General features: G+C 50.7%; 20 protein-coding genes. 4 read left to right on the forward strand and 16 right to left on the reverse strand.

The annotated features are described in order from the left end of the window. Window positions 1-364: 364 nt before the first annotated feature. From FC99_RS07570 to mnmA, 5 genes are all read right to left on the reverse strand, one after another. A complete protein-coding gene (locus tag FC99_RS07570) occupies window positions 365-1,348 on the reverse strand; it encodes a ribose-phosphate diphosphokinase (RefSeq protein ID WP_048735828.1) in 984 nt (327 codons plus the stop codon). 88 nt (window positions 1,349-1,436) lie between these two features. Further along, entirely contained in the window at window positions 1,437-3,986 is a 2,550-nt protein-coding gene (recD2, locus tag FC99_RS07575) for an SF1B family DNA helicase RecD2 (RefSeq protein WP_048735827.1), read from the reverse strand. A gap of 17 nt (window positions 3,987-4,003) precedes the next feature. Beyond that, complete coding sequence (locus FC99_RS07580) at window positions 4,004-4,687, reverse strand: tetratricopeptide repeat protein (RefSeq protein ID WP_048735826.1); 684 nt, start codon at window positions 4,685-4,687, stop codon at window positions 4,004-4,006. Window positions 4,688-4,697: 10 nt separating this feature from the next. Then, a complete protein-coding gene (locus tag FC99_RS07585) occupies window positions 4,698-5,354 on the reverse strand; it encodes a histidine phosphatase family protein (protein ID WP_048735825.1) in 657 nt (218 codons plus the stop codon). Window positions 5,355-6,194: 840 nt separating this feature from the next. After that, entirely contained in the window at window positions 6,195-7,322 is a 1,128-nt protein-coding gene (gene mnmA, locus FC99_RS07590) for a tRNA 2-thiouridine(34) synthase MnmA (protein WP_056986513.1), read from the reverse strand. Between the two features lie 217 nt (window positions 7,323-7,539). Between mnmA and FC99_RS07595 the strand changes: the two genes are divergently transcribed. Genes FC99_RS07595 through FC99_RS07610 form a run of 4 tightly spaced genes read left to right on the forward strand, consistent with a single transcriptional unit; the run spans window position 7,540 to window position 10,534 of the window. Next, window positions 7,540-8,508 carry an ABC transporter ATP-binding protein gene (locus tag FC99_RS07595; RefSeq protein WP_053083559.1) on the forward strand — a complete coding sequence of 323 codons (969 nt, stop codon included), beginning with the start codon at window positions 7,540-7,542 and terminating at the stop codon, window positions 8,506-8,508. After that, on the forward strand, window positions 8,505-9,281 hold the full coding sequence (locus FC99_RS07600) for an ABC-2 family transporter protein (RefSeq protein ID WP_048735823.1): 777 nt from the start codon (window positions 8,505-8,507) through the stop codon (window positions 9,279-9,281). The genes FC99_RS07595 and FC99_RS07600 overlap by 4 nt, the downstream gene beginning before the upstream one ends. After that, complete coding sequence (locus FC99_RS07605) at window positions 9,281-10,048, forward strand: ABC transporter permease (protein WP_048735822.1); 768 nt, start codon at window positions 9,281-9,283, stop codon at window positions 10,046-10,048. Before FC99_RS07600 ends, FC99_RS07605 begins: the two co-directional genes overlap by 1 nt. A gap of 9 nt (window positions 10,049-10,057) precedes the next feature. After that, the gene (locus FC99_RS07610; RefSeq protein ID WP_048735821.1) at window positions 10,058-10,534 is read left to right on the forward strand and encodes an NUDIX domain-containing protein; all 477 of its coding nucleotides are present in this window, start codon (window positions 10,058-10,060) and stop codon (window positions 10,532-10,534) included. 108 nt (window positions 10,535-10,642) lie between these two features. On the opposite strand, the gene FC99_RS07615 is transcribed toward FC99_RS07610, so the two are convergent. From FC99_RS07615 to FC99_RS07665, 11 genes are all read right to left on the reverse strand, one after another. Continuing rightward, window positions 10,643-10,984, reverse strand: coding sequence for a DUF1831 domain-containing protein (locus FC99_RS07615; RefSeq protein ID WP_048735820.1), 342 nt, complete (start codon window positions 10,982-10,984; stop codon window positions 10,643-10,645). Between the two features lies 1 nt (window position 10,985). Further along, a complete protein-coding gene (locus FC99_RS07620) occupies window positions 10,986-12,182 on the reverse strand; it encodes a cysteine desulfurase family protein (RefSeq protein ID WP_048735819.1) in 1,197 nt (398 codons plus the stop codon). A gap of 27 nt (window positions 12,183-12,209) precedes the next feature. Beyond that, window positions 12,210-12,902 carry a 5'-methylthioadenosine/adenosylhomocysteine nucleosidase gene (locus FC99_RS07625; RefSeq protein WP_048735818.1) on the reverse strand — a complete coding sequence of 231 codons (693 nt, stop codon included), beginning with the start codon at window positions 12,900-12,902 and terminating at the stop codon, window positions 12,210-12,212. Window positions 12,903-12,988: 86 nt separating this feature from the next. Continuing rightward, window positions 12,989-13,273: a hypothetical protein gene (locus FC99_RS07630; RefSeq protein ID WP_048735817.1), complete on the reverse strand. Its 285-nt coding sequence runs from the start codon at window positions 13,271-13,273 to the stop codon at window positions 12,989-12,991. A gap of 8 nt (window positions 13,274-13,281) precedes the next feature. Next, complete coding sequence (locus FC99_RS07635; protein ID WP_048735816.1) at window positions 13,282-13,824, reverse strand: NUDIX hydrolase; 543 nt, start codon at window positions 13,822-13,824, stop codon at window positions 13,282-13,284. Between the two features lies 1 nt (window position 13,825). After that, a complete protein-coding gene (locus FC99_RS07640; RefSeq protein ID WP_048735815.1) occupies window positions 13,826-14,050 on the reverse strand; it encodes a cold-shock protein in 225 nt (74 codons plus the stop codon). 817 nt (window positions 14,051-14,867) lie between these two features. Next, window positions 14,868-17,681 carry an isoleucine--tRNA ligase gene (gene ileS / locus FC99_RS07645; protein WP_048735814.1) on the reverse strand — a complete coding sequence of 938 codons (2,814 nt, stop codon included), beginning with the start codon at window positions 17,679-17,681 and terminating at the stop codon, window positions 14,868-14,870. Between the two features lie 734 nt (window positions 17,682-18,415). Beyond that, entirely contained in the window at window positions 18,416-19,114 is a 699-nt protein-coding gene (locus tag FC99_RS07650; RefSeq protein WP_048735813.1) for a DivIVA domain-containing protein, read from the reverse strand. Between the two features lie 19 nt (window positions 19,115-19,133). Further along, entirely contained in the window at window positions 19,134-19,913 is a 780-nt protein-coding gene (locus FC99_RS07655) for a YlmH family RNA-binding protein (protein ID WP_048735812.1), read from the reverse strand. Window positions 19,914-19,985: 72 nt separating this feature from the next. Continuing rightward, window positions 19,986-20,267, reverse strand: a complete 282-nt coding sequence (locus FC99_RS07660) for a YggT family protein (RefSeq protein ID WP_082153281.1) — start codon at window positions 20,265-20,267, stop codon at window positions 19,986-19,988. A 12-nt stretch (window positions 20,268-20,279) separates the two neighbouring features. Continuing rightward, entirely contained in the window at window positions 20,280-20,711 is a 432-nt protein-coding gene (locus FC99_RS07665) for a cell division protein SepF (protein WP_048735811.1), read from the reverse strand. Between the last annotated feature and the right edge of the window lie 27 nt (window positions 20,712-20,738).

Consider the following 20,738-nt stretch of genomic DNA (forward strand, 5'->3'; position numbering starts at 1 on the left):
TCGTGGTAAAGCACAATCAGAGCCGAAGGAGGACAGGGATGTAGCCGGCCGTGGAGGTGGTGTTGGCTGGCGATTCATCAGCCAGCTTACAGCACGGGCGACTTTGGAGACACGCGGTTCTTCGTGGCTTCAAATCGAGCGAGAAGACTGGTGATTTCCCAGTCTGAAGCGTCCCCACAGCAGGCGGAATCCCTGTCAGCCGGAGTGCGGCAATTTTACACTATCTTAATGGTGCGAATCCTTGCCAATACTGGTGCGAGACAGGGATTTCATCTTTCAACCTTTAGCAATCTAACTAAAAAGCACCGAAGCCATCTGATCTTTCAGACTGCTTCGGTGCTTTTTCTATACTTAAAATTCAGTTTTATTGTTCTTGACGCTTAGGTGCTGGGTGGAATAAGGAATCCACTGGTTCTTCGTGATAAATCAAATCAATGGCTTTCCCAAACAGGTCACCCACGGACATCACGACGAACTTGTCGCTTTGCTTGTCTTCTGGTAACTGAATGGAGTCGGTGATGACCACCTTTTTCAAGACGGAATCATTGATCCGCTGAGTGGCATCCCCGGACAGCACAGCATGTGTTGCACAAGCGTAGACATCAGCCGCACCAGCCTTCTTGAGGGCGTCCGCTGAAATGGTGATGCGGACGGCCGTATCAATGATATCATCCACCAAGATGGCGTGTTTGCCTTTAACATCCCCAATAACGGCTTCTGGGTGGGCCGCATTCTCGGCATCGTCCCGGTTGTCGATAATTGCGATTGGGGCACTCAATAATTCCGCCAACCGCCGTGCCCGGCTCACACCGGCATGGTCTGGGGCAACCACCACAATATCCTCATCAGCCATCGCACTATTTTCAAAGTAACTCGTCAACAAGCGGTCGCTTTGTAAGTGGTCGACCGGAATATCGAAGAACCCTTGCAATTGAGCCGCATGTAAGTCCAACGCGATCACGCGACTGACACCGTCCATCTGCATGAGTGACGCAATCAATTTCGCAGTAATGGGTTCCCGTGAACGGGCCTTTCTGTCGGCTCGTGAGTAACCATAGTACGGAATGACCACGTTGATCTTATCCGCACTCGCCCGGCGCGCTGCATCGACCATGATCAAAAGTTCCATCAGGTTAGTGTTGACTGGATCGGAAACGGACTGAATAAGGAACAATTCATCCCCCCGAATACTTTCGTCAATACTGATCTGAATTTCACCGTCACTAAAGTGCTTGATCGTTGCTTTTCCTAATTCAACTCCAGCGGCCTTCGCAATCTTTTCTGCGAGTGGTCGGTTTGAGTTCAGGGCAAAGACTTTCATTCTGCCAGCTTCGACGTGTTCTGCCATAACAGCCTCCCAGTGGGGATTACCCACAATTCGTTAATTTTTACTGTCTATATTATCGCAATCTTTGTCACGAAACGCAACGCCTGAGCTAGCTATTTTGGTCCGATGGCATAAATTGTTGCGGGGTTGTCCCTTGCATGCCGATCATGGGGTCGATTCCCCCAGCCAAAACGAGTTCTGATGTCAACCGATAATCCTGTGGCTCGGTTGGTTTTGCCTCTCCCGCAGAAGCTGATTTTTCCTTAACGGTAGGCGCTTCACCAGCCGCTGTTGTGCCCGCCGCTACCGGTGCCGACTTCTCAGTCGTGACTTCAGGTGTCGGCGTTTTCTCAGCCGGTTTTTCATCCGGTGCAATGACCGACTGAATTCGTAAAGTCAACGTGGTATGCCGGTTGACCGATAGATTCGTGACGCAGGTCTCAAACGCCTGGGGTTCCCCAATCAGGATCAACATGTCCGCCGCCCGCGTGACCGCCGTGTAGAGCAGATTGCGTTGCAGCATCCGACTATACTGATTGACCATTGGTAAAATCACCAGCTTGAACTCTGACCCCTGCGACTTATGAATCGACATGCAGTAGGCCAAGGTCAGCCGGTTCCAGTCATTGCGCGAATAGCTCACTTCGGTCTGTTCAAAGGCAATCGTCAGGGTATCCGATTTGACCTCGCTATGCTTATCGCTTGCTAGGTCGATCCCCGTGATGGTGCCGATATCTCCGTTAAAGACATTGTTTTCGGGACTATTCACAAGATGTAAGACTTTATCGCCAATCCGGAAATGTTGATTACGGAACTCAACTTCCTTTGACCGCTCACTCTTCTTGGGATTTAAAATATCCTGCAAGACGACGTTCAACCGGTCGATCCCGGCGGTGCCCCGATACATTGGCGCCAACACTTGAATGTCAGCGGCCGAGAAGCCTTTTGCATGGGCCTTGGCCACGATTTGGTCAATAACCGCTGGCACCTGGCCCGCATGACACGCAATAAACGACCGGTCCGGTTGATTCTTGGTGAAGTCAGCGGGCAGTTGCCCCTTTTTAATGGCATGAGCGAGTGGAATAATCGATGAGCCATCCCCTTGTCGATAGATCGTATCCAGCTGAATCTTGTCCAGATGATCACTGTCCAGTAAATCGTGGAAGACTTGTCCGGGACCCACGGACGGTAATTGATCCTTATCCCCCACAAGAATGACTTGCATGCCATCCGGCACCGCCCGGAGCAGCGTCTTCATCAGGTAGACATCGACCATCGACACTTCATCAATGATCAACAGGCCACCCTCGAGGTCCTTGGTTGCCGCGGCGTCCAAATCGTTTTCCCGGCCAGTCAATCCCAGTAGCCGGTGAATCGTGCTGGCAGGCAAGCCGGTCGACTCACTCATTCGTTTGGCAGCCCGACCAGTCGGTGCCGCTAACAGTATTGGAAATGGCTTGTCCTTATACTCATTAATATCCAACGACACATCGTACAACCGCGCATACAAGTTGACCAGACCACGAATAATGGTCGTCTTCCCGGTCCCGGGCCCCCCAGTCAAGAGGAGCACCTTGGCCCGAATCGCCGCCGCCAACGCCGAGGTTTGCGACTCATCATACACGATGTCGGCCTGATTTTCGACGATTCGTAATTGTTTCTTGATGGCGTCTTCGCTAAATTCTGGTCGGTGGTCATCAGCCTGGAGCAACCGCTGTAAATGCTCGGCAATCTGCCATTCTGCATCATACAACGATTTCAAATAAATTCGTTGGTCATCACCAACGACCTTCTGTTGCTTGGCCAATTCAAGTAATTGGTCCGCAAGTCCCTGAGGATTCAGCCGCACATTTCGTGAATTTTCCAGCAGGCTCAACGCGTTGTTCAGGAGCGGTTTCGCCGTCGTGTAAGTGTCCCCATTTGAAACTGATAAATCGTTAAGCGTCTGGAGTAGGCCCGCCCGCAACCGTTCCGGACGATCCGCCTCGTAGCCGAGCTGCGTGGCAATCTGGTCGGCCCGTTTGAAACTGACCCCGGTGATATCCTCGGCCAACTGGTATGGGTTGTCATGAATCACATCCAACGTTTTTTCTTGATAGCGGTTATAAATGGCCGCCGCCAAGGTACTCCCGAAGCCGTAACCGTTGAGGCCAATGATGATCTGCTCCATCCCGTTATTGGTCTGAAGTTGACTGACCAACGTAGCCACCACCTTGGGTGAGAGCCCAAGTGGCGTCAACACGCTACTGTCATTTAAAATCTTCTCAATCGCATTCGTTCCAAGCCCATCGACAATTTTCTCAGCCGTTTTTTTACCCAACCCGGGGAAGTCATCGCCACTCAGATAGGCAATGAGGCCACTGCGAGAGGTCGGCGTCTCATTTTGATAGTTGTCAGCTTGAAACTGCACACCGTACTTCGGGTGTTCAACGCGTTTCCCGGTAAACCGGTACGTCACATCGTCCTTAATATCCGCGAAGTTCCCGGTCACGACAATCTCGTCCTCGTGCCAATCCAGGCTAGTCTCCGAGACCTTGACCAACATGACCTTATAAAAACTATCGTTACTGGCAAAGAAGACCGCACTGACGGTGCCGACCACGTAATCGGCTTGTCCAGCGCTATCCGCTGCAAATAAATCCAGTGATTCGGTTGCCATCTGCTTGCCTCCCTTCGTTACTTGTCCGACTTACCTTGTTGCGTTTGCACAAATCGTTCAATATCGGCTAACCGTTGCTGTCCCTTTTCAAAATAAGCTGGGTCTTGTTGCCTAGCCAACTCAAAATAAGTCGCATAGGGCTCTCCCTGAACCATGGCGACTAAGCCACGGTCAAAGTTCGCACGGCCGTTCTTGGAGTCTAGTGCCAACACTTGATCATAATACTGTGCTGCCTGGGCCATGTTTCCCAATGCCAGCAAGTTTTCAGCCACCACCTGTAAGGTTGCCGCGTCCTTGGGCTGACTAGTCAACGCCGTTAAGGCAAAGGCTAACCCCCGCTTGTGATCGCCGTTAGCCATGTAGCTCTGCGCCAACATGAGGTAACCGGCACCCTTCCACTGACTACCGAGCTGATCAAATTGTTGAATCGCCTTGGTATAGTCCTGAGCGGCGTAGTACACGTTACCCAAACCATACCGGAGCTTTTCCACGACATCCTTTTTGGCCGCAAACAGCCCTAAAGCTTTCATCAGTAACTCTTCGGCCTGTGCATAGGAGTTGAGGTCGACTAAGACCGTGGCCAACTCGTAATAGGCGTCAGCGTCTCCGGGATGGGTATCAATACGCTGGACTAATTGGTGGACTAATCGTTCCGAACGCTGCTTATCCGCGTCACGACTCTTTTCATTTTTATTTGTCATTATTCATCACCTAAATTGTATCGGTCGGCGTTGCCGCGGCCGTGAGAAAACTTGTGTCATTCCAGTCAATCAAATCAAAGTGGTGGCCATCAGTGGTCTCTAGTATGGTCACACTGGTATTCCGAATGCCGCCGCGTTTCCGCAGATCAGCGAGCGGTGTTCCCAGCAGCGCATTGATTTCGGCGTTCAAAGCGGCCCCATGACTGACGATCAATACATTATCCGTTGATCGGGGGTTAGCCGCCACAACGGTCTGAATTGCGGGTGTCATCCGGTCGATCACCTCGGTAAAGGTCTCCCCACCGATAGTCGCCGCGTCGTACTGGTCCGGATGATTACGGAAGGCATCCAATTCGGCTGGAAATTGCTGACGAACATCGGCGAAGGCCATGCCCTCCATTTTCCCCAGATGGAATTCTTCTAGCCGGCTCATCAGGGTCAGTGGCACCCGCTGATGTAACTCGCGCACGACCCGTCGAGCAGTGACGCGTGCCCGCTTAATGGGACTCGCGTAGGCGTGGGTAAACGGGGTATCTCTCAGAAAATGGCCGACCTGCACCATCTGTTGGTAGCTCTCGGTCAACAGGGGTGAGTCGCCCCCGGCACCTTGGAAACGACCCTCCAGGTTCCACTGGGTCTTCCCGTGACGAATAAAGTATAATTTCAACGCGTAATCTTCCCTTCTCTACTCTCTTAAATGCTTCTCATACTGGTTATTGGTTACTACAACTGGTTTAAAATTGTTTCAAACATAGACTGTATTAAATTGGCCGCGCTCCGACCGCCAGAGATTCCGCCTGCTGTGGGGACGCTCCGGACTAAGGGGCGGTCCTCCGACTCGATTTGAAGCCACACCAAGATCGTGTGTCTTCAAAGTCGCCCATCTTACTAGCTAGCCAACGGCCAGCTAGTAAGATTACCACGGCTGGCTGCATCCCTGGCCTCTTCTGGCTCTGATTGTGCTCTACCATTTTAGTCGTTAAGACCAAGGGCGAGTCGAATCATCAGTTAGAGTCGTAATCACCATTCATCTGTGAATCATCGCGTTACTTGGCACAGGAAACGGAGCAGATATGTCTGATAACCGTACTAATGCTGTAACGGGCTTCTCAATCGATCAGTCTTAAATCTCGCATATCCAGCTGGACTGATAATTCATCCACACTGTCATTATAAATCACAATGTAAGCCGAGAGGTCGGCAAATATGGGCTCAGGCGCGTCGTTCTACTTAGTCGGCGTTCTTAGCCGGCTTAGTAGAAAACCAATCTTGGAGACTCACTTTTTGAGGCTTCAAGTTGTGTTCGCACCGTTCCAGCCCATATTTGCCGACCGGTAAGGCGAAAGCACATGATACGTACATCCTATATATTATGCCAGTTTTGGGGGCTATTTCAAAGAAACTCCGCCATAAAATTCAATTTTCTCCGGATTGCTAGCGTCATTAAACCGTTTGTATCTTACAAAAAGGGTCTCTCCACCATTAAAGTGAAGAGACCCAACTGTGTTTAGATTAACTGTAACTCGCGGTCCTTGTTGTAGGCAGCGTCAATAATGGCACTCCCTAGGCACTCGTCACCGTTGTAGAAGACAACGGCCTGACCAGGCGTGATGGCCCGGGCTGGGTCGTCAAACTCGACCGTGACCTGCTGGCCGTCCTCACTCAAGTGAACGGTCACGCCAGTATCCTTTTGCCGGTAACGGAACTTCGCCGTGCAGTGGAAGTCACTGCCGCGATCAATGGTGTTTACCCAGTGAATGTCCGAAGCAGACAAATGTGTCGCGTATAAATGCTCATTATGGTAGCCTTTACCCACGTACAGGATGTTCTTCGTCAAGTCCTTGCCGATAACAAACCAAGGCTCGTTATCTTCACCGTCACCACCGATACCTAAGCCGCGACGCTGACCAATTGTATAGTACATTAAGCCGGCATGGTCACCTTTGACCTCACCATCAACCGTCATCATCTTACCGGGCTTGGCTGGCAGATAGGTGTTTAAGAAGTCCTTGAAATGACCCTTCTCACCAATAAAGCAGATTCCCATGGAGTCCTTCTTGTCGGCAGTTGCCAAACCAGCCTCCTTAGCTATCTCACGAACCTGTGGCTTAACCAAGTCACCGATTGGGAACATCACCCGATCCAACTGCTCGGTTGAGAGCTGGCTCAAGAAGTAAGTCTGGTCCTTGTTCTGATCCACGGCCCGCATTAAGTGCGCGTCGCCGTTCTCGTCACGAGTCAACTGTGCGTAATGACCCGTCGCGATGTAGTCAGCACCCAGCTCCAATGCGTAGTCCAAGAAAGCCTTGAACTTGATCTCTTTGTTACAGATCACATCGGGGTTCGGCGTCCGACCCTTTTTGTACTCATCCAAGAAGTACGTGAACACACGGTCCCAGTATTCCTTTTCAAAGTTGACGGAGTAGTAAGGAATGCCAATTTGCGAAGCAACCTTTGCTACATCTTTATAGTCTTCTGTGGCGGTACAAACCCCGTTCTCGTCCGTATCGTCCCAATTCTTCATGAAGACGCCGATCACGTCGTAGCCCTGCTGCTTTAAGCGCAAAGCGACAACGGAGGAATCGCCCCCGCCACTCATACCAACGACAACCCGTGTTTGGCTGTTGTCCTGCATGATATCACCATCATTTCTCTCAGATTCTGGAGAATCTACGATTTGAAGGTCGCATAAATCCAGTATTGCCTAGTTTACCCATTTTCCAACCGTTTTGCAAGCCTGGCGTTTCCTTTCATCACTCCGCTCACTCTGACTGTTTTCAGGTAGACACGTGATTCAATCAGCACTATAGTTAAAAAATAATTAGATTTTCATAAGTGAGGAAGCGACAACTATGTCTGCACCCATCATTTCCATCAATCACGCCAGCTTTAGCTACGTGACCTTTACCAAACAATCCGGGTTCAGCGGCGCCTGGCACGACCTATTTCACCGGCAAAAAAGCACCGTTGCGGCCGTTCGGGACATCTCCCTACAAGTGAACCGGGGCGAAGTTCTCGGCCTCCTAGGCGCTAATGGGGCGGGTAAGACCACCCTGATCAAGCTCATGACCGGCATTCTCCCCGTTAACACGGGCAAGGTACGATTATTCGCCGATCAAGTCCCCTTTCGCAAGCGACCCGCCTTTCTCCAACGCATCGGTGTGATGCTCAGTCAGAAGAGTCAGTTGGCCTGGGACCTGCCACCACTGGACACCCTAGTCCTGTTACGGGAGATCTACCACATCTCCCACGACCAATTTACCACCTGGCTGGCCTTTCTCACCAAGGAGCTGGCGGTCACACCGCAGCTACACGTTCCGGTCCGTAAATTATCGCTGGGCCAGCGGATCAAGTTTGAGTTGATCTGTACGCTGATTCATCGACCAGAGATTCTCTTCTTGAACGAGCCCACGATCGACATCGACGTCAGTAGCCAAGCCAACATCTATCGGTTTCTGAAACAGTTGAATCAAGACACCCAGATGACGATCATCCTGACTAGCCATAATACCAAGGATATTGAGGCCCTCGCCCAACGCGTGGCAGTCATCAACCACGGTCGAAAAATCTTCGACGGTACCACGACTGGCCTGATCAGTCACTACGCCACCGCCCCAATCCTGGAAATCGTGACGGACGGTCCCCTCACGCCACTACCGGCACACGTCCGCCAAGTGGACCCGACCCATTACGAGGTCGATGCCACCGCACTAGCCACGTTGCCGGTCGACCCACGACACATTTTGCGTGTCAGCCGGCGCAATGGCAACCTGGATGCCATCCTCACACAGCTCTTTTCCGAGGAGGCACCGGCACAATGAAATACTGGGTAACCTGTCAAAATGCCCTACTGACCACGTTGGCTTACCGGGGTAACTTACTGCTACACTTACTGACCACCGCCATTAACGTTTTAGTCACCATCTTTATGTGGCTCGCCGTCTACAATTTCAGTGGGCGTGTCACCATTGCTGGTATCCAATCCCGCCAAATGGTGTTCTACTTGATTGTGGTCAACGTCTTAGCGCTGATTTTCTCCGCAGAACCAATCTTTAAATTTAGCGGACTGGTTCGTAGCGGCAATCTTTCCGTCGTCCTCATGCGCCCCATCAACTACTTCGTTCAGAGTTTCTGGGAGTACCTTGGACGGGCGATTCCCTACCTCATTGTCTATGGCCTCGTGACCGGCATCATCAGTCCCATCTTTCATCGAGGACTCCTGTATGGTGTCAGCAGTCTTTTACTCATGGCCGTGACGTACGGCATGTTCCTTCTGATGATCACCGCCATCAGCCTCTGCAGTTTCTGGCTGATTCAAGTCTGGCCGCTACGACCGGTGTTGAGTGCGCTTTTCTTACTGCTGGGCGGCCAAGCCTTTCCGCTACAGGTCTTGCCCGCAGCCTTTTCCTGGCTGATCTACAATCCTTTTTCCTTAGCCGGCAACCAACTGACCCTACTGTTATTAGGTAAACTCTCGCTCGATCAAATCGCAATTACTGGGGGTTGGACCATGCTATGGACTGTCGCTGTTCTCGTCCTGATCAAATTAACCTGGCACCGCGGCATTCGGTCTTACGAGGGGGTGGGTAGCTAATGTTTAAGATTTATCGCGTATTAATCACGCAGAGCCTCGCCGAAACCATGACTTACCGGGTGACGACCATTCTGACCGCGTTGTTTGGGGTCTTGTTTTACGTGATCGACTTGATCACCGGGGGCGTCTACTTCTCCTTCACCCCCACCATTTACGGCTGGAACTTCTTAGATTACCTGAATCTCATCACCACGGCCAACCTCATTAGTTACGCCTATCAATTCCTATTTGTCGCTGCCCACGAGGACCTTACCGACCAAATTTTGTCGGGTAACTTGGACTATTCCTTGCTACGACCGGTAAACGCCTATTGGTTCCATGCGTGTTATCGCGTAGATTTTCCCTCGCTAGTCACGCTGATTTTAACCAGTATCATTGAGGCTGTCATCTTGACCCGGCTACACCCAACGCCGCTCAATTTGCTGTTCTACTTAATGGCCGTCATTGTGGGGATTGCCTTTGTCTTCGCCCTCAATCAGATCATGGTGACGCTGGCCTTCTGGGTCGACGGCCTGACCGCACTCAATGGCATCCCCGAAGACCTGATGACAGCTTCTGCTAGACCGGCTAAAATTTATCCGCGGGTGATCCAACAACTCTTTCTCTGGGTCATCCCCTCACTGGCCATTACCAACGTTCCGGCCCAATTTGGTCACAATCATCCCACGTGGCTCCTGTTGTGGATAACGCTGGTCACCGGTCTATTACTGATACTTTCCTACATCGAATGGCAACGAGGCCTGCTCAAGTACGTCTCGGCCAACTAAGGAGTCCCCATGGAACACGAACCCAATGACATCACCCTAGAAACCGCCAATGGCAACTTCAATTACCGTGCGGCGGGCACCATCTTCGACACGACCGGCCGCATTCTCGTCACCACCGCAACCACCGCCGACGCCGTCTTGATCGGTGGGCGTGTCAAGCTCCACGAATCTGCTGCGGCGGCCATTATCCGTGAGTTTCGCGAGGAGCTGAGCATCGCAGTCACGCCGGTCCACTTGTTAACCGTGGCTGATCACCAAGTGACGATTCCAGGTGAAACCTGGCAACAAGTGGTCCTTCTCTTCCAAGTCGAAACAACGGCAATGCTCCCAGCAGCCACTTGTAATGGCGACCGGTTACTCTGGAAGACACCGGAACAGCTCGCCCAAATCGACTTTCAACCAGCAGAACTCCGCCAATTTCTCCAACCGAATCGGCAACCACACTACGTCCAAGACCTGAACGATGGCTTTGGGTCTAGTTGGTGAGTGGCATCTGGAGACAAATTCTCTGGCAGCCGCAGTGCGGCAAAGTTTAGCCAAACAAAAACGCCGTCCCCCACATGGAGAACGACGTTTTTTAGCCGCCATCACCGACTACTTCTTTTGCAAGATCTCGCGGTCAATTAGGTTTTGTAGGATAAAGTGGTATTGTTCCACGTTACCTTCCGCGTGCGTCCCCTTGAAGATGTTGACGCGGCTGTTACCGGAAGCATTGGTCGTTGCCATCTTGAACCCGCTTAGGTCCTTGGCCACGGTCACCCGCAACATTTGATTCTTATTGTAGGGTGACGTTGGGTCGACGGAGCGTTCCAATGTATAGTTCCCGGCATGGGAGATCTGGAAGCCCACGTCCTTCAACGCGTAAGGCTTCACGTTCGGGTGTAACTCGTAAGTATCCGTGTCACCCTCGATTTTCATTTCTTTAGCAAATAACATGTTACTTCACCTCACTATGAGAAAGTCGCTTAACAATGGCACTGACGTTTTTCACGAAGGCGTCAATCTCAGCGCTAGTCGTCTGTTGACCAAATGATAGCCGGATAGATTCCGCAATTCGCGGACTGTCGGCGCCGAACATCGCGGTCAACACATGTGATGGTTCAATCGAACCGGCCGTGCAGGCTGAGCCCCCGGAAACGGCGATTCCCGCCAAATCCAAATTGGTCTGCATGACGTAAGTTGAAATTCCCTTGATCCAAATGTTCAAGACGTGCTCAAGGTTCTCACCCTCAAGGGACCCGTTGATCTCAAAGTCAATGCCGTTATCGGTTAAGCCTTGAACGACTTGTTCCTTGAAACCGTGGAACCGGGCCCGCTTTTCGGCCTTGACCTCGGGTGTCAGTAGCTTAGCGGCCACCGCCATCCCAGCGATTGCGGGAACATTTTCCGTTCCGGCCCGGCGCTTTTCTTCTTGGTCGCCACCCTTGATCAAACTAGGAAAGTTCACGCCCTCCCGTTTGTACAGGAAACCGATCATCTTAGGACCATTGATCTTGTGCGCAGACGTCGACAACATGTCGATGTGGTCGCGTTGCACGTCAATGTCCAGTGACCCGTAGGCCTGAACCGCATCCGTATGGAACCAAGCTTGGTGGTCCTTTAGAATTTCACCGATCTCGTGAATCGGCATCCGACTACCAACCTCGTTGTTGCCCATCATGATGGTCACCAGAATGGTGTCGTCACGCAGCGCGGCCTTAAAGTCATCGAGACTGATTCGTCCGTGCTCGTCGACTGGCAAATAGGTCACGTCAAAGCCCTGCTCCTCTAAGGCATGCAACGGCTTTAGTACCGCCTCATGCTCGATTGCAGTGGTAATGATGTGCTTACCCAGCGATTGGCGAGTCAGCGCCGTCTGGGTAATCGCCGTGTTATCACTTTCGCTTCCGCCGCTGGTAAAGATGATCTCCTCATCGTGAGCGGCATTGATACTCTTAGCGATGACCTGCCGACTATTTTCCATGACCGTGTGGGCTTGCCGACCAAGACCATACAGGGTCGACGCGTTGCCGTAAACGTTGGCCATCTTATCGACCATTTCGTTTAAGACCTCGGGGGCCATGGGCGTGGTGGCCGCGTTGTCCAGGTAGATTTCCCGGACCGCATTACTATTATCAATATGAATCTCTTGCATCCTCAAAAAACCTCCTGAAAAGCTCTGTTAGTTCTGTGCGGCTAACAAGGCTAATAACATTTGTGCAGAACGGTGACCTGCATCAATAATAAAGTCATCAAAGTTAACACCGGAATCATTGTCGGCGTTGTCGGACATCGCCCGAACCACAACGTATGGCACGTCAAACTGATGAGCAACTTGGCCGACGGCGGCCCCTTCCATTTCACCAGATAAGGCATCTGGGAAGTGACCCATAATGGTCTTGATGGTCTCTGGACTGTTTAAGAACTGGTCTCCGGTCACAATCAAACCAAGCTTGGTCTTCAAGCCGGTTTTAGCAGCGGCGGCCACAATCTTTTCGCCCCATTCTTTGGAAGCGGCGAATCGAGCCGGCTGTTGTGGTAATTGACCATACTCGTAGCCAAAGGCCCGCGCATCGGCATCATGATAAGCCGTTTCGGTGGAAACGACCACGTCACCAATATTTAAATCGGGGGCTAAGGCTCCAGCTGACCCCGAGTTGATCATCACGTCAACATTAAATTGGGTAATCAATAAAGCGGTCGTCAAACCAGCTTCTACTTTCCCAATTCCGGATTGAACCAGAACGACGGATTGACCGTGAATCGTCCCTTGATAAAATTTCAACCCATGAACGACGGTCGTTGTCCCGTTCTCTAGGGCGTCGTGCAGTTCTTTAATTTCTTCTTCCATGGCGCAGAGAATTCCAAATGTCATGTTGTGTCGCCAACTCCTTCTTTATGTTTATTTACTGAATTAATCAATGAAGCAGCTAAAACGTGAGTATCACGCTTAGCCGCTACTTAAAACTCGACGAAAAACAAAATCAAATAGACGGTAATAATCAGCACAACTAGCCAGCCAATTGCCCAATTGAGTCGACGACCCAATCGGTGCTGCTTGCTCTCCGTGGGATTAACGCGTTGATTCGATTCTGCTTCATCATCGGGAAGTGGATCACCGTGAGTCCGAGCGTATTCCTTTTCGACCTGCACCCGTTTGCGGTCACGCTCCTGAAATTCTTTTTCGGCGCGTTCCTGCTCCTTACGGTAATCAGCTCTCGTTTTCGGTTGATCATCCTGTTGCATGCTGTCACCTACTTCTGTAATAACCAGTAATAGATGGCCGTAACCGTTTTGGCGTCTTCAATCTCACCATTTTCAATCATGGCCTTGGCTTCGTCCTTCGTTACCGTTAAGAGTTCCAGATTTTCACCCTGGTCTCGAGGTAATTCAGTCGTTACCGGCTTTAAATCAGTTGCTAAAAAGAGCGTCATGTATTCGTCAGAAAAACCAACACTGGAATAAAACCCAGCGATGCGTTTTAACTGACCCGGTTGGTAACGAATCTCTTCGTTCAACTCCCGGATGACGGCGTGTTCGGCATTGTCGGCGTCTCTACTGTCTAACTTACCAGCGGGAATCTCTAACGTCGCCGCATGAATCGGCGCCCGCCACTGCCGTTCCAAAAACATTTTATTATCGCTGGTCAATGCTAAAATACCAACTGCCCCGGTGTGGCGCACGATTTCACGTGTCGCCGTATCGCCATTTGGCAGGCGGACTTGTTGCCGTTCCAGCTTAACAATGACCCCATCGTACAGCGTTTCGGATGATTCAACGTGTTCTTCTAAGTCCATGTTAAACCTCCTCAGTCGTCCCCGTGATTACGGGTGTCACTTTAGCCGCTTGGAGGCCACGCATCCCTTGAACAACCACGAATTGGACGGTCTGACCGACTTCAAGCTTCTTGAATCCTTCACCAACGATGGCCGTATAATATACAAAGATATCACCATCAGCGGGCGTGGTAATAAACCCAAAGCCGCGTTGTTCACTATAACTTTTTACTTTTCCGGTTAACATGGTATTCCCTCCCATACATAGCACAAATTATACTCGCTTGGACGGTCGACCGCAAACAATGGTTCCCTCAACCACTCGGCTTGGCTAATTCTTAAGCTCTCAACTGTCGTTAACTGCCTTAAGATCAAAAGATTACATTGATTAAAGATGGCCGCGCTCCGGCTGCCAGGGATTCCGCCTGCTGTGGGGACGCTCCGGACTGAGGGACGGTCCTCCGGCTCGATTTTAAGCCACGAAGGACCTGTGTCTTAAAAGTCGCCCATCTGGTTAGCTAGCCAGCGGCCAGCTAACCAGATTACCACGGCTGGCTGCATCCCTGGCCTCCTCCGGCTCTGATTGATGTTTGATGTAGTAACCGTTTAACCCCTAGGGCACTTAAACTTTCTAACCTGTTGTTTACCTTTCTACTGGTTTAACCTGGTCATCGGCTAATTCCCCTGCCCAATCATTGAACTATCCTTAATTCTACTTAATTTCATTTCAATTACCCGTTAAATAGCTTAGTTAGTTGGCCAACTGTGAAATGTCAAAAATAGATAGTCATACGGACTACCTCACTGGTATATTCATCCTTTGCAGCGATTAACTATTAATTTCGTCCCATCGTACACGACAACACCTGACAAAAATTCTTTGAACTATCATGAAAATTTGAGAAAGCCAATCGTAATGCCCGGGAGCTAATCAACATTGCATCAGAACACAACCCCAGCCGGCGTAATCCCTGACAGCTGTAGTACGCTCAGCTCCCACCACGCTAGCCCATATTAAAAAGCCCGCAGCCACAACGGCTACGAGCTTTCATTTCAATCAAAAATTACTTTTCTTCAAAGCCTTCAGTGGCCGTTTCTGGGTAGTTAGCCCGGACAATGGCGGCACAACGGGCACAGAAGTGTGGGTAGTCAGAATCGCTACCAACATCTTCCTTGGTCAAACGACAACGTTCGCAGACCTCACCGGCAGCTGGCGTCACCTTAACGGCCATATGGTCGAAGGTCAACGCGTCGGCTGGTGCTTGATCCAACTTAGCAACGTCTAAACCGGAAACAAGCAAGATCTGTTGCACATCAACATCCAGCTTAGCCAGCATAGCTTGCGTGTCATCGTCGACGTACAGGTCAAGGTGGGCTTCAGCAGCCTTCCCGATCAACTTCTCGTCCCGTGCTTCTTCCAACGCCTTCAAGACGTGGCTCCGCAAGGTCATAAAGTGATCCCAGGTTGACTTGTGGTCGTCATCTTCGGCTTCCACGGCGTCATCCATGTCCATCACAACTGGCATTTCTGCTAATTGAACGAAGTCTTCTGGTTCCTTCAAGAAGTCCCAGATTTCTTCGGCGGTGTGTGGCAGGATCGGCGTGATCAGCTTCGTCAACGTCACGGCAATCTGATAGAAGACCGTTTGCATTGACCGACGCACCGCACTGTCTTCGGCTTCGATGTAGAGAACATCCTTGGCAAAGTCGAGGTAGAATGCGGACAGGTCACTGACAACAAAGTTGATGAGTTCCTTGTAGATGTTCAGGAAGTCAAAGTTTTCGTAATGGCTTTCAACGCTCTTAGTGAAATCGTTCAGTTGATACAGCATGTGCCGGTCAACGGCAGTCAGTTGGTCAAAGGAAACGGCATCCTTTTCAGGATCAAAATCACTCGTGTTGGCCAACAGGTACCGCATCGTGTTCCGCAACTTCTTGTAGCTGTCGGAGATCTTCACGAAGGATTCAGTGGAGACCCGCACGTCGGCCGAGGTATCCACGGAGGTTACCCAGAGGCGCACGATGTCAGCACCCATCTTCTGGATGATTTCATCAGGAGCAATCGTGTTTCCGATGGACTTGGACATCTTGTGGCCGTCTTTATCCAACGTGAACCCTTGTGAAACGACCTGCTTGTATGGCGCCTTACCAGTAGCGGCAACACTGGTGATCAGACTAGAGTTGAACCAGCCACGGTATTGGTCGGAACCTTCCAGGTAAAGGTCAGCCGGGAAGTCCAGGTAGTCACGTTCAGCCAGCACACCCTGGTGCGACGAACCGGAGTCAAACCAAACATCCATGATGTCGTTTTCCTTCGTGAATTCGCCATTTGGTGAGTGTTCGCTGGTGAAACCTTCAGGTAAGAGATCCTTGGCTTCGCGCTTGAACCAGATGTTGGAGCCATACTTACCAAAGAGATCAGCCACGTGGTTGACCGTTTCTGGCGTGATGATGGCTTCTCCGTCTTCACCATAGAAGATTGGTAGCGGCACGCCCCAGACCCGTTGACGGGAAATAACCCAGTCGCCACGGTCCTTGATCATGTTTTCCAAACGACGCTTGCCCCAATCTGGTTGGAACTTAACGTCCTTTAGGCTATCCAAGATCTCATCACGAATCTTGTCCACGGAAGCGAACCATTGCGGCGTTGCCCGGAAGATAACGGGCTTCTTGGTCCGCCAGTCAAATGGGTAACTGTGTTCGTATGGCATGTAGTCCAGCAAGGCATTGTTGGCCTTTAACTTATCCAAGGCAATCTTATTGGCATCTTCATAGAACGCGCCCTCAAAGTCTTCGCCGGCTTCGGCGGTCATGTACCCTTGGTCGTTAACGGGAACTAAAACGGGCAGGTTGTATAACTTACCTACGTTAAAGTCATCTTCCCCTAAACCAGGTGCGGTGTGGACCAAACCAGTCCCAGTCTCAGTCGTCACGAAGTCGCCTAACATCACAACCAATTTCCGGTCAGCGATGAATGGGTGTTGGGCAATGATGTTGTCCATGTCTTGCCCCATCACGGTCTTCAAGACTTTAACGTCCTTCCAACCGAAACGTTCAGCGTTTTCTGCGACCAAATCACTAGCTAAAACGAATTTCCGGTCTTCCCCAGCGGGTTGAACGACGGCATATTCGATACCAGCGTCGATGGTGATCCCTTCAGAACCAGGAATCGTCCAAGGCGTCGTGGTCCAGACGACCAAGTAAGTGTCATCGTCTAAGACACCCTTGCCATCAACGACCTTTTCACCGTAGAAAGCGGATGGAGAGGTCACATCGTGGTATTCAACTTCGGCTTCCGCCATTGCTGACTCGGATGACCATGACCAGTAAACGGGCTTCTTTCCCTTATAGATCAGCCCACGCTTGGCAAATTCACCAAAGACCCGCACTTCAGCGGCTTCAAACTCTGGCTTCAAGGTCAGGTAAGGATTGTCCCAATCGCCAGCAACACCCAGGCGCTTGAACCCATCGCGTTGTAAGTCAACTTGCTTCAACGCGTAGTCGCGACAGAGGTCACGGAATTCAGCGGTCGACATCTTCTTCCGGTCGTAACCGGCCTTCGTCAACTGTTGTTCGATTGGAAGACCATGAGTATCCCAGCCGGGAACGTAAGGGGCACGGAACCCGCTCATGGACTTGTAACGCACAATGATATCCTTAGAAATCTTGTTCATCGCATGGCCCATGTGGATAGGACCGTTGGCGTATGGCGGCCCATCGTGAAGAATAAAGCTAGGCTTTCCTTCGTTTAATTTTTGTCGGGCTTCGTAGACTTTGTTCTCAGCCCAGGCCTTTTGCCGGTCAACTTCTTTGACTGGTAAATTCCCGCGCATTTTAAACTTGGTCTTACCCAGGTTAAGCGTGTCTTTCACTCGCATACCGTGTTTCCTCCTTAAATTGTTGTAACTCGGTTGGTGAACCGGTGAGCTCAAACCATGACTGGTCTCAGCTCACCGGTCAACCGCAACCGTTGTGAAACTTATAAGATAGATCATTGCATTCGCCTTACCGGCCGTCAGATATGGGCTGGAACGGTGCGGACACAACTTGAAGCCTCGAAAATACCGAGTCTTCAAGGCTGGTCTTCTGCTAAGCCAGTAGGAAACCCACCTACTGACTAAGCAGAATTTCGCGCCTGAGCCCATATCTGCCGACCTCTCGGCTTACGTGGTGGGACGACTTTGGAGACGTGATTTTCGTGGCTTCAAAGCGAGGCGGAATCCCTGACTGCCGCAGTGCGGAAACGTGCGCCCAAAGGCAGCCGGTTCCGCTCAAACCTGATAACCAAACAATCCAAACCCGGGATTATTCGGTTATCAGCCTTAATGCTCGCCAGCTAACCGCCTTTCGTCACACTCTCAAAACATATAAAAAACGACCCGTCGCAAGGGACGAAGTCGTTCGTGGTACCACCCAATTTTAGCAAGCACTGGCTGCCCAGTACCTACTCTCAAACACCGTATCGGGGTGCACCGCCACTGCTTACTAGATTCAGCCGTGGGGCTCGGGAGAATGATACCGCCTAAAAAGAGTGGGTGTTAGCCTTCCACCATCGCTAACTCGCTAGTTCCGTCTTTTTAATTGGCTAGTTTCTCCGTGCCACTGTTATTTATTAGTTTTGGTCAAAATGAGGATCATCATTGTCCGGGAAGATAACGACCGTTTCGCCATCATCCGGCGCTGAATCGGTCACTGGTGCTTCCGTGACTTGGTCATCTTCCGTCGATGATGTTTCCGAGTTTACGCCTTGTGCAGCGTCGTTGTCAAGCCGGTCACCAACGACCTTCTTGATTTCTTCGTAGCTCGACATGGACCCTTCCTTTAACAGACTATCCCAATCATTGGACTTGACCACTTCAAGCTGGCTCTCGAGCATAACTTGTAGTCTTTGCCGGAAGACCCGGGTACTCTTCTTCAAATCGTCGGTTTCCACTGCCAGTTTCTTGGCGCGCTTGGAAGCTTCATCCATGATCTGATTCCCTTTGTTCGTTGCTTCAGAAACGATATCAGAGCTTTGCTTTTGGGCTTCGCGAATAATAATTTCCGATTCCTTTTGCGAATTGGCCTTAACCTTATCGGCGGCCTCCTGCGCAACTAAAATGGATTGGTTCAAGGAATCCTTCAGGTCGTTAAAGTACTTCAACTTTTCGTTGGCTGCATCTAACTGTTCTTCTAATTCCTTGTTGTGGTTCAACGTAATCTGGTAATCCTTGATGACTTGGTCTAAAAAGTCATTGACCTCATCAACGTTATACCCACGCATTTTCGTGCCAAACTCTTTATTATGAATATCTAATGGACTTAATACCATTACACTGTTCCCTCCGCATCTATTTCTTCAACACCGCTAGGGTGACCCGAATTTTTTCCTTTTTCGTTCGACCAGCAACTTCGTCCAATCGAATCCGACCAAATCCCCGAACGGAAACAATATCCGCCACGTCAAGTTCATAATCTGGTTTGAGAGTGTCCGCCCAATTCAAGCGTACGTGGCCCCCTTCGATCAATTCCTTAGCCCGGTGACGGGACAAATGAAACCCGGTCCCCACAATGTTGTCCAACCGTAGTGACGATAGGGTTGCACTTTCGCTCTCCCACTCATTCAACGGCTGAACCAGTTGCGTCCAGTCGCCCAACTTCAGCCGAGCCTTGACCCGACCGATGCGGTCAACTTGGCTGGTCAAATAATCGACCATCGACGTCTCCGTCACCACCTGCCAAACCTCACCGTCAGTCAAAATATCGCCCAAAATTTCCCGTTCGATTCCGGAACCTAACAAAGTCCCCAGAATCTGACTGTGATGGAGTGTGGCAAATTTCACTGGATAATCGACTTGCATCAGGGTTAATTCAAAGTCCTTGGCTTCCGGCGTATAGTACTCCGGATAGAATAACGCCCGCTGCATTTCCGCGTGTGCATGCCCGCCGCTAAACTGAACGGGAATATCTGCATGCCGCGCTAAAGTTGTTGCGATGTATACCTGACGAGGATTCAAGAAGTGAGTGAGAACTGGCCGGTACTCATCTTGAACCTGTTGGAGCCAGCCAGTAATGGCATCAATAAAAGGTGCCTCATCCGGGCGAAAATGCTGGGTAATGTTCTCATCCACGTGTCTTTCCTCCCCTCAAGCTGTTGATGGTTGCCCATCTATTTTTAAATCGACATGTGGCCATGATCATCGTCATATCATGAGCTGCAAAACGAGCATCCCCAAATACTGAATCCCGTACTGCACCAATGACAAGACCACGATGGCAACGACCGGTCCAAAACCGATCGGTCCTAACGAAATAAAATTAAAATACCCCAGAAACGGCTCCACTAAGCGACCAATGATTCGGCCAAACTTAGATTCGTAACCGCCTGGTAACCAACTCAGTAAGGCATACACCACGATCAACAGGATGTAGGCACTTACCAGCCAGTTCAGAGCTCTAAAGATCAAACTAACTAAATATATCACGGCGTCGCTCCTTTATTGCGTGAATTGCGTTCCTAAGTTGACAGCGACGTCACCACTAACTTCAAAATTATGCGGCGTGCACAGAAAAATCTGCTCACCGATCCGCTTAATTTCACCACCCACAGCAAATGCAGTTCCGTTTAAGAAATCCACAATGCGTTGGGCTTGTGCTTCATCGACCCGGGCAAAGTTTACAATGACGGCATCCCCGCCCGTAAGTTGTTTTGCGATTGATTTCGCATCCGAGTAGATTCGTGGCTCACAAATCGCAATGTGACTTGAATTGGGTTTCGCAGACCGCATGGCAACCACCTTCCGCCTATCAACCGGTTGACTGGGGGTAGCGGGCTTGGGCGTCGCTACCGGAGTTGAATCCTCTTGATAGTCTTCGTCATAATCATCGTTCGTTCCGAAAAATTTGCTAAGACTAAACTTCTCCGCCATGGTTGGCCACTCCTCTCATAACGAATT

The organism is Levilactobacillus koreensis JCM 16448, from assembly GCF_001435525.1.
Lineage (GTDB): Bacteria > Bacillota > Bacilli > Lactobacillales > Lactobacillaceae > Levilactobacillus > Levilactobacillus koreensis.

What these genes read in the sequence shown, in the direction of transcription:
- FC99_RS07570 (WP_048735828.1), bottom strand. Translation starts at nt 1,348, where the DNA reads ATGGCAGAACACGTCGAAGCTGGCAGAATGAAAGTCTTTGCCCTGAAC.
- recD2 (WP_048735827.1), bottom strand. Translation starts at nt 3,986, where the DNA reads ATGGCAACCGAATCACTGGATTTATTTGCAGCGGATAGCGCTGGACAA.
- FC99_RS07580 (WP_048735826.1), bottom strand. Translation starts at nt 4,687, where the DNA reads ATGACAAATAAAAATGAAAAGAGTCGTGACGCGGATAAGCAGCGTTCG.
- mnmA (WP_056986513.1), bottom strand. Translation starts at nt 7,322, where the DNA reads ATGCAGGACAACAGCCAAACACGGGTTGTCGTTGGTATGAGTGGCGGG.
- FC99_RS07595 (WP_053083559.1), top strand. Translation starts at nt 7,540, where the DNA reads ATGTCTGCACCCATCATTTCCATCAATCACGCCAGCTTTAGCTACGTG.
- FC99_RS07600 (WP_048735823.1), top strand. Translation starts at nt 8,505, where the DNA reads ATGAAATACTGGGTAACCTGTCAAAATGCCCTACTGACCACGTTGGCT.
- FC99_RS07605 (WP_048735822.1), top strand. Translation starts at nt 9,281, where the DNA reads ATGTTTAAGATTTATCGCGTATTAATCACGCAGAGCCTCGCCGAAACC.
- FC99_RS07610 (WP_048735821.1), top strand. Translation starts at nt 10,058, where the DNA reads ATGGAACACGAACCCAATGACATCACCCTAGAAACCGCCAATGGCAAC.
- FC99_RS07615 (WP_048735820.1), bottom strand. Translation starts at nt 10,984, where the DNA reads ATGTTATTTGCTAAAGAAATGAAAATCGAGGGTGACACGGATACTTAC.
- FC99_RS07620 (WP_048735819.1), bottom strand. Translation starts at nt 12,182, where the DNA reads ATGCAAGAGATTCATATTGATAATAGTAATGCGGTCCGGGAAATCTAC.
- FC99_RS07625 (WP_048735818.1), bottom strand. Translation starts at nt 12,902, where the DNA reads ATGACATTTGGAATTCTCTGCGCCATGGAAGAAGAAATTAAAGAACTG.
- FC99_RS07630 (WP_048735817.1), bottom strand. Translation starts at nt 13,273, where the DNA reads ATGCAACAGGATGATCAACCGAAAACGAGAGCTGATTACCGTAAGGAG.
- FC99_RS07635 (WP_048735816.1), bottom strand. Translation starts at nt 13,824, where the DNA reads ATGGACTTAGAAGAACACGTTGAATCATCCGAAACGCTGTACGATGGG.
- FC99_RS07640 (WP_048735815.1), bottom strand. Translation starts at nt 14,050, where the DNA reads ATGTTAACCGGAAAAGTAAAAAGTTATAGTGAACAACGCGGCTTTGGG.
- ileS (WP_048735814.1), bottom strand. Translation starts at nt 17,681, where the DNA reads ATGCGAGTGAAAGACACGCTTAACCTGGGTAAGACCAAGTTTAAAATG.
- FC99_RS07650 (WP_048735813.1), bottom strand. Translation starts at nt 19,114, where the DNA reads ATGGTATTAAGTCCATTAGATATTCATAATAAAGAGTTTGGCACGAAA.
- FC99_RS07665 (WP_048735811.1), bottom strand. Translation starts at nt 20,711, where the DNA reads ATGGCGGAGAAGTTTAGTCTTAGCAAATTTTTCGGAACGAACGATGAT.